This is a genomic window from Microbacterium sp. 1.5R (assembly GCF_001889265.1).
Classification (GTDB): domain Bacteria; phylum Actinomycetota; class Actinomycetes; order Actinomycetales; family Microbacteriaceae; genus Microbacterium.
Genome location: NZ_CP018151.1, coordinates 1,817,259 through 1,832,855 on the forward strand (window position 1 = coordinate 1,817,259; position 15,597 = coordinate 1,832,855).

The following is a 15,597-nucleotide window of genomic DNA, read 5'->3' on the forward strand; positions in this document are numbered from 1 at the left end:
CGAAGACGGTGAAGCGGGCGCGCGAAGACGCTCAGCGCGCAGAGCTCGAAGACAATTCTACGACCTCCGCGGCCGCATCGGCGACGTCCTCGTTCACGATGAGGTGGTCGAACTCGTTCTGCGCCGCCAATTCGACCTTCGCGGTGCGCAGTCTGCGAGCGCGTTCCTCCGCGCCCTCCGTGCCTCGTCCGACCAGCCGCTGGACGAGTTCGTCCCAGGTCGGAGGCAGCAGGAAGATGAGCGTGGCTGCAGGCTCCGCCTTGCGCACCTGGCGCGCGCCCTGCAGGTCGATCTCGAGCAGCACGGTCTTGCCTGCAGCGAGAGCGGCGTCGATCGGAGCCCGCGGCGTGCCGTAGCGCGACTTGTTGTGGACGACGGCGTACTCCAGGAGTTCGTCGTCTGCGATCAGACGGTCGAACTCCGCATCGTCGACGAAGTAGTAGTGCACGCCATCGATCTCGCCAGGTCGCGGTGCGCGCGTCGTCGCCGAGACCGACAGATGGATCTCGGGGTTGTGCTCACGGATGTGGGCGGCGACGGTGCCCTTGCCGACTGCCGTGGGCCCGGCGAGCACGAGCAGACGGCTTCGTGCGCCACGCGGCTCGAGCAGCGGGAAGCGCGCGTCGAGCCACTGCGAGAGCGCCACCCGCTGGCGGACGCCGAGCCCTCCCAGTCGCTTGACCGGCGAGATGTGCAGCTCTGCCAGGATGCGGTCGCGCTTGCCCGCGCCGATCGCGGGGAGAGCGAGCAGGAAGTCCGTGATGCGCATGGACCCCTCGACCGAGTCCGGGTCTGCGGTCGCCCGCTCGAGCACGGCCTGCGGTGTGACGACACGCGTGGTCAGATCGCGCTTGAGCGATGCGCGGGCGCGGCGTCGTTCGACCGCCTTGCGTGCGGCGGCAGCGCGGTCGACCTCGGGGACGGGACGGGACTCAGCCACGGCCGGCCTCCCTGTACTCTGCGACGCGGGCGTCGATGGCGGCGGCGAGACCGGCGGGTCCGGCCGAGAGGATGCTGCGGCTCTCGCTCGCGATGACGGCGGCGCTCATCGAACCGAACCGGCGGTGCAGGTCTGACGGCGTCGCACCCTGCGTGCCGAATCCCGGAGCGAGGATGGGTGCCACCGGTGCGAAGGCGGCGATGCCGGCATCCGTCCAGTCCACGGTCGCGCCGATGACGAAGCCGAAGCTCCCCCACTCCCCTGCGGGCGTGTGCTCGGTGTTGCGCGCCGAGACGACCGAGACGATGTCCGCCGAGACGGCACGGCCGGTCTCGGAGATCGAGCGCTGCAGCACCTCGGCTTCGGGGTTGCTCGTGGCAGCCAGCACGAACAGACCCTTGTCGTGCTGATCGGCGAGGGCGAAGGCGCCGTCGAGCGCGCCGACACCCAGGAACGGGTTCACGGTGAGGGCGTCGGCCTCGAGCGGAGACCCCGGGGTGAGCCAGGCAGCCGCGTAGGCGTCCATGGTCGACCCGATGTCGCCGCGCTTGGCATCCGCGATCACGAGGAGGCCGGCGTCCCTCGCAGCCGCGATGACCTCTTCGAGCGCCGCGAATCCTGCGGATCCGAAGCGCTCGAAGAACGACACCTGAGGCTTCACGATCGCGGCACGGCCCGCCGCGGCCTCGACCGTGCGCAGCCCGAACTCCCGGACGCCCGACGCGTCGTCGCCGAGGCCCCAGGATCCGAGCAGGGCGGCGTGCGGGTCGATGCCCACGCACAGCGGGCCGTGCGCCGCGAGGGCGACACGGACCCGTTCGCCGAAGCGTGCGCTCACACTGCGGCCTTCCGGTCGAGGGCGTACTCCTGCAGGCTCTTCACCTGGAAGCCCTCGTGCGCTGCGTCCATACCGCTCACGGCGGCGCCGAGCACCGCCATCGTGGTGAACAGCGCCTTGTCGGCCGCGACAGCCGCCGCGCGGATCTCATAGCCGTCTGCACGCGCCGCGCCCCCGGACGGGGTGTTCACGACGATGTCGATCGAGCCGTCGTTGATGAGGTCGACGATGTTCGTCGCGCCGGACTCCTGGGTCTCGCTGTACTTCTCGACCACCGTCACCGCGATGCCGTTGCGCGAGAGGATCTCGGCAGTGCCCTCGGTGGCCACGATCGTGAACCCCAGCTGCTGCAGGCGATGCGCCGGCAGGATCACGGCGCGCTTGTCGGAGTCCGCGACCGAGATGAACACCGTGCCGGAGGTCGGCATTCCGCCGTACGCGGCCGCCTGGCTCTTGGCGAACGCGGTCGGGAAGTCGCGGTCGATGCCCATGACCTCGCCGGTCGAGCGCATCTCCGGGCCGAGGATCGAGTCGACGGTCTTGCCGTCGGCCGTACGGAACCGCTTGAACGGAAGCACGGCCTCCTTGACCGAGACGGGGGCGTCGAGGGGCACTCGCGAGCCGTCCTGCTCGGGCAGCATGCCCTCGGCGCGGAGCTCCGCGATCGTCGACCCCACCATCACACGGCTCGCGGCCTTGGCCATCGGGATGCCCAGCGCCTTCGAGACGAAGGGCACGGTGCGGCTCGCGCGCGGGTTCGCCTCGATCACGTAGAGGACGCCGGCGCTGATCGCGAACTGCACGTTGAGCAGGCCACGGACGCCCACGCCCTTCGCGATCGCGAGTGTCGCCTCGCGCACCCGGTCGATGTCGGTGCGGCCGAGCGAGACGGGCGGAAGGGTGCAGCTCGAGTCGCCCGAGTGGATGCCGGCCTCTTCGAGGTGCTCCATCACGCCGCCGATGAACAGTTCGGTGCCGTCGTAGAGGGCGTCGACATCGAGCTCGATCGCGTCATCGAGGAAGCGATCGACGAGCAGGGGCTTGCCCTCCTCGATGATGACCTCGCCCGCCGTGCGCACGAAGTACTCGCGCAGCGACTCGGAGCTGTAGACGATCTCCATGCCGCGTCCGCCGAGCACGAAGCTCGGACGCACGAGCACCGGGTATCCGATCTCCTCGGCGACGGCCACCGCGCCGTCCGCGTCCACAGCGGTGCCGTGGCGCGGGGCGATGAGGCCTGCCGTGTCGAGCAGCTGCGAGAACAGCTCGCGCTCCTCGGCGATGTCGATGGCCTCCGGGCTGGTGCCGAGCACCTGGTAGCCGGCTGCCTCGATGCCCTTTGCGAGCCCCAGCGGCGTCTGGCCGCCGAGCTGGCAGACGACTCCGAGGATGGTGCCGCTCGCGGCTTCCGCGTCGAGCACCTCCAGCACGTCCTCCAGCGTGAGCGGCTCGAAGTAGAGCCGGTCGGACGTGTCGTAGTCGGTGGACACCGTCTCGGGGTTGCAGTTGACCATGATGGTCTCGAAGCCGGCATCCGAGAGGGCGAACGACGCGTGCACGCACGAGTAGTCGAACTCGACGCCCTGGCCGATGCGGTTCGGACCCGATCCGATGATCACGACCTTGGTGCGATCGGACGGTGTGACCTCGGTCTCGAAGTCGTAGCTCGAGTAGTGGTACGGCGTGAGAGCCGGGAACTCGCCGGCGCAGGTGTCGACGGTCTTGAACACCGGACGGATGCCGAGTCCGTGGCGCACGCCGCGGATCTCCGCTTCCTTCTCGCCGCGGAGCTCCGCGATCTGCGCGTCGGAGAAGCCGTGCTCCTTGGCGTAGCGCAGCGTGGCCGCGTCGAGCTCCGGTGCCGTGCGCACGATCTCGGCGACCTCGTTGATCAGGACGATCTGGTCGATGAACCAGGGATCGATCGCCGTGGCCTCGAACGCCTGCTCGACCGTCGCGCCCTTGCGCAGCGCCTGCTGGAGGGTGACGATCCGACCGTCCGTCGGGACCTTCGAGATCTCGAGCAGCTCGTCGACGGAACGGCTCTCCGCGCCCCAGTGGAAGCTGGAACCGCGCTTCTCGAGCGAGCGCAGCGCCTTCTGCAGCGCGGTCGCGTAGTTGCGGCCGATCGCCATCGCCTCGCCGACCGACTTCATGGTGGTCGTCAGCGTCGCGTCAGCGGCCGGGAACTTCTCGAACGCGAACCGCGGAACCTTGACGACGACATAGTCGAGCGTGGGTTCGAAGCTCGCGGGGGTGACACCCGTGATGTCGTTCGGGATCTCATCGAGACGGTAGCCGAGCGCCAGCTTCGCGGCGAGCTTCGCGATCGGGAACCCCGTGGCCTTGGAGGCCAGGGCGCTCGAGCGCGAGACGCGAGGGTTCATCTCGATGACGATGATGCGCCCGTTGCTCGGGTCGATGGCGAACTGGATGTTGCAGCCGCCGGTGTCGACGCCCACCGCGCGGATGATGTCGATGCCGATGTCGCGGAGCTTCTGGTATTCGCGGTCCGTGAGCGTCAGAGCGGGAGCCACGGTGATCGAGTCGCCCGTGTGCACGCCGACGGGGTCTACGTTCTCGATCGAGCAGACGACCACCGTGTTGTCGGCGGTGTCGCGCATGAGCTCGAGCTCGTACTCCTTCCAGCCGAGGATCGACTCCTCCAGGAGGACCTCCGTGGTCGGAGAGTCGCGCAGACCGGCACCGCCGATGCGACGCAGATCCGCCTCGTCGTAGGCGAAGCCGGACCCGAGACCGCCCATCGTGAACGAGGGGCGCACGACGAGCGGGTAGCCCAGCTCGGCCGCTCCCTCGAGCAGGTCGTCCATGGTGTGCGCGATGATGCTGCGGGCGACGTCGGCGCCGGCATCGAGGACGAGCTGCTTGAAGATCTGGCGGTCCTCGCCCTTGTTGATGGCTTCGAAGCTCGCACCGATCAGCTCGACGTCGTACTTCTCGAGGATGCCGTGGTTGTGCAGCTCGATCGCGGCGTTCAGGGCCGTCTGCCCGCCGAGGGTCGGCAGGATCGCGTCGGGACGCTCCTTCGCGATGATCGTCTCGATGACCTGCCAGGTGATCGGCTCGATGTACGTCGCGTCGGCGAAGTCGGGGTCGGTCATGATCGTCGCCGGGTTGGAGTTGACCAGGATGACCCTCACGCCCTCCTCGCGCAGGACGCGGCAGGCCTGGGTGCCGGAGTAGTCGAACTCGCACGCCTGACCGATGACGATCGGGCCGGAGCCGATGACGAGAACGGAGTTGATGTCGTCGCGCTTGGGCATTACTTGGTGTCCTTCTTGCTGGCGATGACCATGTCACGGAACCGGTCGAAGAGATAGTTGGCGTCGTGCGGTCCGGCCGCAGCCTCCGGGTGGTACTGCACCGAGAACGCCGGGATGTCGAGAGCGCGGAGGCCCTCGACCACGTTGTCGTTCAGGCCGATGTGACTGACCTCGACCTTGCCGTAGCCGTGGGGGCTGTCGAACGAGCCCTCCAGCGGCGCCTCCACGGCGAACCCGTGGTTGTGCGCGGTGATCTCGACGCGTCCGGTGGACTTGTCGAGTACGGGCTGGTTGATGCCGCGGTGCCCGAACGGCAGCTTGTAGGTGCCGAGACCCAGCGCCCTGCCGAGCAGCTGGTTGCCGAAGCAGATGCCAAAGAAGGGCAGCCCGTCGTCGAGCACCGAGCGCAGCAGCTCGACGTGGTCGCCGGAGGCTGCGGGGTCGCCAGGGCCGTTCGAGTAGAAGACGGCGACGGGATCGATCGCACGGATGTCATCGATCGTGACGTTCTGAGGCAGGACGTGCACCTCGAAGCCACGGGCCGCCAGGTTGTCGATCGTGGCCTGCTTGACGCCGAGGTCGAGGACGGCGAGATTGCCGACCCGCTCCCCCATCGCCGTCGTGACCGTGGCGACGTCGACCGAGACCTGCGCCGAGAGGTTCTGGCCGGCCATCTGAGGCGCCTCGCGCACGAGGCGCAGCTGCTCGTCGGCGTCGATCTGCGCGGCCTCGCCCGAGAAGACGCCGCCGCGCATAGACCCGGCAGAGCGGATGTGCCGCGTGATCGATCGGGTGTCGATGCCGCTGATGCCGACGATGCCGTCCCGCTCGAGGATCTCGTCCAGCGAAGCGGTCGCACGCCAGTTCGAGACGACTCGTGAGGGGTCGCGCACGATGTAGCCGGCGACCCAGATGCGACGGGACTCAGGGTCCTCGTCGTTCATGCCGGTGTTGCCGATGTGCGGGGCCGTCTGCAGGACGATCTGGCCCGCGTACGACGGGTCGGTGAGCGTCTCCTGGTATCCGGACATGCCGGTCGAGAAGACGACCTCGCCGAAGGTGGTGCCCAGCGCGCCGTATGCACGGCCGACGTGGCGGGTCCCGTCTTCGAGGACGAGGACGGCGGGTTCGGGGAGGGCTGTCATGACGTTGCTCCTGTGTCGGGGGCGGCGCTGTCGTCCGTGGCGGGGACGAGGCGCTGCAGTTCTGAGATGAAGTTCTGGGGATCGCCGTCGGTGACCCGGAGATACGAGTCGACGATCGTGTCGTCGTCCGCATTCCAGGCGACGCGGACGAGTCCACCCGGTTCGACGACGCGGTCGATCGTCACCGTGGCGCGGTCGACGCTCGCGAGTCGTGCAGAGGCGAGGAAGACGGTCGGCGCACCGTCGAGGCAGAGTGCGAGTCCGCGATCGGTGACCGCAGCCTCTCCCCTGGCGCGATAGGCGAGCGGCCGGATGGCGAGGCGCTCCAGCGGCTGATCGTGCTTCGTCGTCGAGACGTAGAGCACCTCGTGACGGTCGAGGACCTCCGCATGCTCCGGCACGCCCAGGGGAGCCGCCAGACCCGAGTCGCGTCGGAGTCGTCGGCGCCACGCCGTGAACATGGCGACCAGGACGAGTGCCGCCACGGCGATCGTGATCGCGATGGCGATGTCGCGCGTGCTCATGCGTTCAGCTCCTCGACCACGGATCCGCCGTCGACCGTCAGCAGCCCGCGGTGGATCGTGAACTCGACGCGGCCGGGGAGGTCGCGACCGAGGTACGGCGAGTTCACACTCCGACCGTGCAGGTCGGATTCGGTGAAGACGCCGGCGGCGGACGGGTCGTAGAGGGTGATCTGCGCAGCGGCACCGGCCTGCAGGGGCAGCCCATGATCGGACAGACGTCCGATCCGTGCGGGGGCCGCACTCATCACCCGGGCGACGTCCTCCCAGCCGATCAGGCCGGTCTGCACCATCGACTGGTGCACGACGCGCAGGGCGCTCTCGAGTCCGACCATGCCGTTGGCTGCGGCCTGCCACTCGCACGACTTGTGCTCGCTCGGGTGCGGGGCGTGATCGGTCGCCACGATGTCGATGGTGCCGTCGGCGAGGCCCTCGCGCACCGCCATGACGTCTTCCTCACGGCGCAGCGGCGGGTTGACCTTGTAGCGGGCGTCGTAGCCGCGCACCAGTTCATCGGTGAGCAGGAGGTGGTGCGGGGTGACCTCGGCCGTGACGTTGATCCCCCGCTTCTTCGCCCAGCGGATGATGTCTACGGAGCCTGCGGTCGACAGGTGGCACACGTGCAGTCGGGATCCGACATGCTCCGCGAGGAGCACATCGCGAGCGATGATCGACTCCTCCGCGACCGCCGGCCATCCGGCGAGTCCGAGCTCGGCCGACACGGTGCCCTCGTTCATCTGGGCGCCCTCGGTGAGGCGTGGATCCTGAGCGTGCTGCGCGATGACTCCGTCGAACGACTTCACATACTCGAGTGCGCGCCGCATGATCAGCGGATCGAAGACGCAGAAGCCGTCGTCGCTGAAGACGCGCACCTGGGCGCGCGAGGTGGCCATCGCACCGAGTTCGGCGAGGCGCTCGCCCTTCTGACCCACGGTGACGGCGCCGATGGGCTGCACGGTCGCGTACCCGGCGGCCTCGCCCAGGGCGAGCTCCTGCTCGACCACACCGGCCGTGTCCGCGACCGGCGAGGTGTTCGGCATCGCGAACACCGCCGTGAACCCGCCTGCCGCCGCAGCACGGGTCCCGGTGAGGATCGTCTCGGAGGCTTCGTAGCCCGGCTCCCGGAGGTGGGTGTGCAGGTCGACGAGTCCGGGAAGGGCCACCAGGCCGTCGGCGTCGATGACTCGCGCACCGGAGCGGCTCAGTCCGGTGCCGATCTCGGAGATCTGCCCGTTCTCCACGATGATGTCGGCGCGCTCGGCACCGAGAAGCTGTGCTCCGGTGATGACGAGGGTCTCGCTCACTGGTCTCCCCCTCGTTCGTCGTCTCGTTCTCCTGCAAGGAGCAGGTACAGCACCGCCATGCGGATGGACACCCCGTTCGTCACCTGTTCCAGCACTGTCGAGCGCGGGGAATCTGCGGCTTCGGAGGATATCTCCAACCCTCGGTTCATGGGTCCGGGGTGCATCACAATGCTACCGTCCGGAAGGCCGGCCACACGCAGTGCGTCCAGACCCCATCGCCTGGAATACTCCCGCTCAGTGGGGAAATATGCAGCGCTCATCCGTTCGAGCTGGATGCGGAGCATCATCACGGCGTCCGGACCGTCCGCCAGAGCCTGATCGAGGTCGTAGACGACCTTCGCAGGCCAGAGCGAGACGTTCTGCGGCACCAGGGTGGGCGGCGCGACCAGGGTGACCTCGGCGCCGAGCGTGGCGAGCAGCCAGACGTTCGACCGTGCGACGCGGGAGTGGAGCACGTCGCCGACGATCACGACCCGGATGCCGGCGAGATCACGACCGCGGCTGTCGGCGCCGAAGCGCCGTTTGCGGATCGTGAACGCGTCGAGGAGAGCCTGGGTCGGATGCTCGTGCGTGCCGTCGCCGGCGTTCACGACTCCGGCGGAGATCCACCCGCTGGTCGCGAGGGTCTGCGGGGCGCCGGAGGCGGGATGGCGGATGACGACCGCATCCGCTCCCATCGCCTGCAGCGTCTGGGCGGTGTCCTTGAGGCTCTCGCCCTTCGACACGCTCGAGCCCTTGGCTGCGAAGTTGATCACATCGGCTGAAAGGCGCTTCGCAGCGGCTTCGAAGGAGATGCGGGTGCGGGTCGAGTCCTCGAAGAACAGATTCACGACCGTCTTGCCGCGAAGGGTCGGAAGCTTCTTGACCTCGCGCGACTGGGTGTCGGACATGTCTTCGGCGACATCGAGGATGCGCAGAGCCGACTCTCGGTCGAGGGTGCGGGTATCCAGCAGGTGTCTCATGCTTCGATCGTCACCTCTTCGGTGCCGTCGTGCTCGGTCAGCCGGACGTTGACGCGCTCCTGGCGAGACGACGGGATGTTCTTGCCGACGAAGTCGGGGCGGATCGGGAGTTCCCGGTGGCCGCGATCGACGAGGATCGCGAGGCGGACGATCGACGGGCGACCGATCGACTGCAGCGCGTCGAGTGCGGCGCGGATGCTGCGGCCGGAGAACAGCACGTCGTCGACGAGGACGACGGTCCTGCCGTCGATCCCGCCGGCAGGGATGTCCGTGGGCCGCGGAGAACGCGTCGGCTGCGAGGCGAGGTCGTCACGGAAGAGCGTGACGTCCAAAGCCCCCACCGGAACGGTGGTCTGCGCGATGGCGCCGATCGCTGCGGACAGGCGGTGGGCGAGAGTGACGCCGCGGGTCGGAATGCCCAGCAGGACGAGGTTCTCAGCCCCTCGATTGGATTCGAGGATCTCGTGCGCGATACGGGTGAGAGCCCGCGAGATATCGGCTTCGTGCAGCACGGTTCGTGCAGACATCGGCCGCTCCCTTCTCCGCCTCACAGGACGGTGTTAAAGGTTGCTTGATGGCACCAGTCTAGCGTGCGTCAGTGCCAGCCCAGGACCTCTCGGACGACCGCCTGCGAGACGGGGGAACCGTCATCCGGGACTCCGGCGAGCGATTCGTGCGAGAGCATCGCGCCTTCCAGGCCCGCTGCCGCGGTGATCTGCTCGAGGGCGTCGCGCACGCGAGGAGCCGCGGCTCTCGAGTAGGGCGGCGCACCGCGACGCGAGGTGTGGGGAAAGACGATCAGCTCCGACACGAGGGGTCCGACGGGACGGGAGGCGACGACGACCAGCGTCGGCGACAGCACACGCTGGAACGCCCGGGGGGCGGGGAACGGGAGTTCGTCGATCACGAGTCCGAGCAGTGCGCGCCTCTTCGACTTCTCCTCGTCCCCGATCTCCAGCGCGACGGCCGTCCACTCGGATCCGCGGCCTCTCAGCTTCTCGTCGAAGCCATCGTGCCGTTGCTCGAAACCGGCGTCCTCGAGGAATTCGACGGCCACCCGGATCAGCCGTTCCGGCGTGGAGCGGGTGATCCATCGAGCCCCGCGGAGAGGCCCCGTGAACATCGGCATCGGCGTTCGAGCGTCGCGCCCCGATCCGTGCGGGTGCGAGGAACGAACCACGTCAGCTGGCCTCGCGAAGCACTGCGTCGGTGACCTCGTCGATCTTCGTGGAGCGGATCGGGTGGCCGCTCGTCGACAGGCAGCGGCCTGTGTTGAGGTCCCACTTCCAGTCGTGCATGCTGCAGGTCAGGATGCCGTCGTCGTCGACCTTTCCGGTCTTGGTCAGGTCGGCGCGCAGGTGGGGGCAGCGACGCTGCACGACCCAGTCGCCGATCTCGGCATCCTCGGTCTGGTCCGTCTGCTCCTGATACCAGTTCTCGACGTACTCGATGCGATCGACCGAGAGGCACTTGAGGAACGTCGTGAGGAACTCGTTGAACTTTCCGCTGCGCCCCACCTCGAACTGCATCGAGAGGAAGATCGAGTTCGACCAGTCGATCTCGTGGTCGCGGATGTTCGTCGAGACGAGGTCGGCGGGGATCGTGTACCAGTAGATGCACTCCTCGCCCGCGTACTCGCGAACCTTCGCGCGGGGGAAGTCCACGACCATGTCGAGGTCGCCGATCCTGAAGCGCACGCATCCCCCGACTCCGAGCCGGATGGTGCGCGACTTCTTCAGCAGCGGCTCCCACCAGGTCTTCAGCTCCTCGAGCATCTCGGCGGCGGGCATGACCTGGGCGCGCGACGCCTCCTCGTCACGGATCTCCCGCTGTCGGGAGGCGCGCTGCTCCTCGAGGTAGTCCCACTTCTCGTCGAAGATGTGGGCGAGCTCGGCCTCGGTGTAGAGCGACTGCTCGGTGGACACGGAGCCGCCCTCGACGGTGACCACCGTGCCCGGCACGAACAGATGTCCGTCGTACTGGGGCGAGAGCTCCTTCATGTGGGCCAGGAACTGCTTCTGGTCGGTGAAGATCGATTCGCCGTTGCGGCCGACTCCGTTGAAATCGAAGAGCTCGTCGCGCAGGAACATCGGCGGACCGGCCATCGGGAAGACGTGAGGCGCGTCCACCTTGTCGATGTAGTACATCGCCCGCTTGTTCTGCGCGTCGCGCTTGAGCTTCGCGAAGTTCTGCTTCGCATCCAGCGGCAGGTCATAGACCATGGGCCACCAGATCGCACCCGAGACCTGAGTGAAGTACGCGTCGGGCTTGCCGAAGTGCAGCAGCGTGTCGAGATCGAGCGGGTGCGAGTCGTTCTGGTTGAGCACCGAGCCGGTGCCGTCGTCGACGCTCAGCGACGAGTCTCCGATGGGTCCGTCGCTCGGAGCGCGCAGCGGAGTGATCATGATCTTCAGCTCGCCGCGCTCGATGATCTCGCCGGCCGGGGCGTAGGTGATGTTCGTGTAGCCCAGCGCCCTGATGTCCTGCTCGAGGTCATCGATCGGGTACTCGGGCAGCAGCACCTCGATGTCCTTGCGGATGTAGCGCTCGAGGAGTCGAGGATCGAAGTGGTCGCGGTGCCGGTGCGATATGTACAGGAAGTCCGCTTCGCGTCCGAAACGCTCCCAGTCGAGCCCGCGGTTGTCGGGGAACGGGAACCACGAGCCGAAGAACGAGGGCCCGAGAACCGGGTCGCAGATGATGTTCCCGCCGACCGTCTCGATGAACATCCCGGCGTGGCCGAGTCCCGTGATCCGCATGCATTCCTCCTGAAGTGAATCGTTCGATTCTACCGACGGGGTCCTGGGCGGACGCGGTGACCCGGCCGGGAGAAATCACGCGCCGTCGAACAGACCCTTGATGTCGTCTGCGGTGAGGGACTGCGCGAACAGCTCATCGTCGTCCATCACCGCGGTGAAGAGCCTGGCCTTGCGGCGCTGCAGCTCGAGCACCTTCTCCTCGATCGTGCCGGTCGAGATCATCCGGTAGACGAACACCTGATTGGTCTGACCGATGCGGTGCGTGCGGTCGATCGCCTGCTCCTCGGCCGCGGGATTCCACCACGGATCGAGGAGGAACACGTAGTCGGCTTCCGTCAGCGTGAGTCCGAACCCACCCGCCTTCAAGCTGATGAGGAAGACCGGCTGCTCCCCCGACTTGAAGCCGTCGATCACCTGCTCTCTGCGGCGCGTCGAGCCGTCGAGATGCGCATACGGGATGCCGGCGGCCTCGAGCCGGGCAGCCGCGAGGTCGAGGAACGACGTGAACTGGCTGAAGACCAGAGCACGGTGCCCTTCGGCCTGCAGTTCAGCGACGCGCTCGAGCAGTGTGTCGAGCTTGCTCGACCCGATCTCGGCGTCGGCCTCGTCGACGAGCGCGGGAGCGAGGCTCAGCATGCGCAGCAGGGTGAGCGAGCGGAACACGATGAAGCGATTGCGATCGAGGTCGTCGATCAGCCCCAGGACCTTCTGCCGTTCGCGCTGCAGCACGACGTCGTAGAGGGCCCTGTGCGCCGGACTCAGCTCGACCTCGAGCAGTTGCTCCTGCTTCGCCGGCAGGTCGGGAGCGACGAGCTCCTTGGTACGTCGGAGCATCAGGGGTCTCACTCGACGACGCAGCTGAGCGAGGCGCCGCGCGCGGTACTCGCCGCCCTCCTCGTTCTCGGGCACCTTGCCCTTCTCGATCGGCTGGATGTAGCGGTCCTTGAACTTCCGAGCCGAGGGGAACAGGCCGGGGGCGGCGAGCTTGAGCAGCGACCACAGCTCGGAGAGGCTGTTCTCCATCGGGGTTCCCGTGACCGCGTACGTGACGTCGGCATGGAATGTCGAGATGGCGCGGTGGAGCCGCGTCTTGGGGTTCTTGACGAACTGGGCCTCATCGAGGATCAGTCCGGCCCACTCGATCTCGCGGAACTCCTCTTCGTCTAGTCGGGCGACCGTGTACGAGCTCACGACGAGATCGCTCGACCGGGCCGCCGCCCTCAGGACATCGGCCCGTTTGCCGCTCGTGCTGTCGACGATGGAGACACGAAGCCCGGGAGTGAATCGGGCCGCCTCCGACCGCCAGGTGCTCAGGACAGACGTGGGGGCCAGCACCAGGAACGGTCTCGTCTCGCCGGCATCCCGCGTGTGCTGGACGAACGTGAGGAGCTGCAGGGTCTTGCCCAGACCCATGTCGTCGGCGAGGATCCCGCCCAGTCGGTGACGCCACAGAAAGACAAGCCAGTCGAAGCCGGCCTTCTGATAAGGGCGGAGATCGGCCTGCACTCCCGCAGGAACGGGCGTCGGCGGAACCCCCGTGGCCTGACGGAGCCCGTCGGCCGTGGCGCGCCAGCTGACAGCCGGCTGGGCCTCGTCGGCGAGGTCTTCGAACTCCTCCCACAGATCGGTCTGGTAGCGGCTAATGCGCGGACCGGTCTCCCACTCGTCGAGCTCGCCCGCCTCCTCGATGAGATCACGCAGACGATCCAGCGACGGGTGGTTGAGCGAGAAGTAGCCGCCGTCGGAGAGGAGCAGCTTCTTGCGCCCCCTGCTCAGCGCCGTGAACAGCGGTCCGAACGGGATGAGTCGACCGTCGATCGTCACGAGGATGCCGAGATCGAACCAGTCCGAGTCGGTCGATTCGACGGTCGTGACTTTGACCTCAGGATCCCCCGTCAGCTCGCGATACGCCTTGCGTTCTCCGTGGGACTCGACGCGGACGCCCACAGCCTCGAGCGCGGGAACGCCTTCCGCGATGAACGCCGCCGCATCGATGTCGTGGAACGAACCGCTCGGGCGGAAGCTCGTCGTGCGGAACTCCTGCCATGCCGCCTCGATCGCCGCGCGTCTGGTCGTCTCGCTCTCGGCATCTCGCACCGCTGCGTCATTCCACGCGAACGGCACTCGGCCGAACGGACCGTACGACCACTCGAATGCGTAGCTGACGACGTCGCCGCGCTCGTAGCTGACCGTGAGCACCGCCTCCGGTTCGGGCACGTCGGGAAGCGCGACCTCCCCGACCGTGCGCACGGTGCTGCGCCGGGCCAGAAGCGGATAGGCGTCGGCGATGAACGCCTGCTCGTCGTCGGCCGGCACGAGGATAGGGTCGGAGGCCGCGAGCAGGGCACGTGTCTGCTCGCTCAACGACACTTCGGCGAGGACGACCTCGATCCGCGCACCCACGAGGCTCGCCGCGTAGACACCCGTACGACCGATCGGATGCACCTCGCGGGCGGGAATCACTCGATCGTCGATGCGCACCTCGGCGGCGACCTCCAGAGCACCCGCCTCGGTGCGACTGATCTTCGCGGAGACGTCGGCCGCGGATGCGATCCGCACCGAGGCGCTCTTCTGACTGGGAACGAGAGGGATTCCGACGTCGGTGGCCGATCGGAGGTGCCTCCACAGCAGCGGCGACTCGACCTGGTCGAGGACGAGCCACTCGCCGGCATTGCCGGAGAGCAGCGAGTCCCGCGAGATGCTGAGGAGATCCCCGAACCAGCGGTTCTGGTCGCGACCGAACTGCGAGGCGTCGCGACGGACCGCATCCCAGCCTGCGCCGCCCTGGATCCATGCACCGGTCTGCGCGCTGCGCATCATCGGGCGGATCGCCAGAAGCAGCTCACCGCTCGGGCGGGCGAGATCGCGCGCGGTCGCCGCCCGGACGGGGCGCGGCCCCCAGTGGTTCTCGCTCCGAGACTCACGGTGACGCAGTTCGATGCCGAGAGCGAGGCGCTGCGGGTGCTGCGACACCGCAGGGTCGAGCAGGGTCCGCCACGACGCCACTGCGGCGGTGCGCGGTGCGGCGGGCTTCTGCTCCGCGTCGGGCTGCCGCTGGAGAGCCGCGGCCTGCTGCGAGTACTCGTGCACATTGGACGCGAGCAGCGTGGCGACCACGTGCTTGCAGCCGCTCCGCACCGGGCAGGTGCAGCGGGTCGTCCGAACCCGTCTCGTCCCGTTGGACGAGAGGAAGACGATCTCGGTCACATACTGGGCGTCCGAGCTGCCGCGCACATGGCCCTCGAGCTCGAGCAGATCCTCGTGCCACACCACGTCGAGCACATTGCCCTCGCGGAAGTACGCGAGACCGCGCTGGTAGCCCCCGACATCGGTGATCTGCATGAGGTCGCGAAGATCGACGTGCGGCGCGGGCATGGCCCCATCCTTCCCGCGGCCTCCGACATCTCGGAGACCGCGTCCCGAGTCGTCGCTCAGGCCGCGCGAGAGACGCGTGCGAGCACGCCGTGCACGAACGCGCCCGAATCGTCGGTGGAGAACTCCTTGGCGAGTTCGACCGCCTCATCGATGGCGACAGCGGTCGGCACCGCGTCATTGAACAGGATCTCCCAGACGCCGATGCGCAGCAGCGCGCGATCGACCGCGGGCATGCGCTCGATTCTCCAATCGCGGCTGTGGGTCGTGATCTGCTCGTCGATCTCGTCGTGGTGGTCGATGATGCCGTCCACCACCTCACGGGCGTAGAGCCAGGAGGCCTCGCGAGCGGGTTCGCTCGCGGCGCGCTTGGCCTCTGCGGCCAGGGTCACCGCGATCTCGTCTCCACGGACGTCGGCGGAGAACAGGATGTCGAGTGCGCGCTTGCGCGCTTTCGTACGGGCGCTCACGC

The 15,597-nt window shown here is 68.0% G+C and carries 12 protein-coding genes; all 12 read right to left on the reverse strand.

Annotated elements, in window-relative coordinates; translation table 11 throughout:
* Window positions 1–31: 31 nt before the first annotated feature.
* Window positions 32–940: a guanylate kinase gene (gene gmk, locus BMW26_RS08605; protein WP_072591290.1), complete on the reverse strand. Its 909-nt coding sequence runs from the start codon at window positions 938–940 to the stop codon at window positions 32–34.
* Window positions 933–1,778: an orotidine-5'-phosphate decarboxylase gene (pyrF, locus tag BMW26_RS08610; RefSeq protein WP_053096118.1), complete on the reverse strand. Its 846-nt coding sequence runs from the start codon at window positions 1,776–1,778 to the stop codon at window positions 933–935. Before pyrF ends, gmk begins: the two co-directional genes overlap by 8 nt.
* Window positions 1,775–5,062: a carbamoyl-phosphate synthase large subunit gene (carB, locus tag BMW26_RS08615; RefSeq protein ID WP_053096119.1), complete on the reverse strand. Its 3,288-nt coding sequence runs from the start codon at window positions 5,060–5,062 to the stop codon at window positions 1,775–1,777. The genes pyrF and carB overlap by 4 nt, the downstream gene beginning before the upstream one ends.
* Window positions 5,062–6,207 (reverse strand): glutamine-hydrolyzing carbamoyl-phosphate synthase small subunit, encoded by a 1,146-nt coding sequence (gene carA / locus BMW26_RS08620; RefSeq protein ID WP_053096121.1) that lies wholly within the window; start codon window positions 6,205–6,207, stop codon window positions 5,062–5,064. The genes carB and carA overlap by 1 nt, the downstream gene beginning before the upstream one ends.
* A complete protein-coding gene (locus tag BMW26_RS08625) occupies window positions 6,204–6,731 on the reverse strand; it encodes a PH-like domain-containing protein (RefSeq protein WP_056278770.1) in 528 nt (175 codons plus the stop codon). Before BMW26_RS08625 ends, carA begins: the two co-directional genes overlap by 4 nt.
* Window positions 6,728–8,032, reverse strand: coding sequence for a dihydroorotase (locus BMW26_RS08630; protein WP_056278771.1), 1,305 nt, complete (start codon window positions 8,030–8,032; stop codon window positions 6,728–6,730). Before BMW26_RS08630 ends, BMW26_RS08625 begins: the two co-directional genes overlap by 4 nt.
* Window positions 8,029–8,994, reverse strand: a complete 966-nt coding sequence (locus BMW26_RS08635; RefSeq protein ID WP_053096128.1) for an aspartate carbamoyltransferase catalytic subunit — start codon at window positions 8,992–8,994, stop codon at window positions 8,029–8,031. Before BMW26_RS08635 ends, BMW26_RS08630 begins: the two co-directional genes overlap by 4 nt.
* Window positions 8,991–9,521: a bifunctional pyr operon transcriptional regulator/uracil phosphoribosyltransferase PyrR gene (gene pyrR, locus BMW26_RS08640; RefSeq protein WP_056278772.1), complete on the reverse strand. Its 531-nt coding sequence runs from the start codon at window positions 9,519–9,521 to the stop codon at window positions 8,991–8,993. Before pyrR ends, BMW26_RS08635 begins: the two co-directional genes overlap by 4 nt.
* 68 nt (window positions 9,522–9,589) lie before the next feature.
* Window positions 9,590–10,123 (reverse strand): hypothetical protein, encoded by a 534-nt coding sequence (locus BMW26_RS08645; RefSeq protein WP_072591291.1) that lies wholly within the window; start codon window positions 10,121–10,123, stop codon window positions 9,590–9,592.
* Between the two features lie 52 nt (window positions 10,124–10,175).
* A complete protein-coding gene (locus BMW26_RS08650; RefSeq protein ID WP_072591292.1) occupies window positions 10,176–11,753 on the reverse strand; it encodes a Rieske 2Fe-2S domain-containing protein in 1,578 nt (525 codons plus the stop codon).
* 75 nt (window positions 11,754–11,828) lie between these two features.
* Window positions 11,829–15,128: a DEAD/DEAH box helicase gene (locus tag BMW26_RS08655; protein WP_232224439.1), complete on the reverse strand. Its 3,300-nt coding sequence runs from the start codon at window positions 15,126–15,128 to the stop codon at window positions 11,829–11,831.
* A gap of 56 nt (window positions 15,129–15,184) precedes the next feature.
* Complete coding sequence (gene nusB, locus BMW26_RS08660) at window positions 15,185–15,595, reverse strand: transcription antitermination factor NusB (RefSeq protein WP_053096135.1); 411 nt, start codon at window positions 15,593–15,595, stop codon at window positions 15,185–15,187.
* Window positions 15,596–15,597 lie beyond the last annotated feature (2 nt).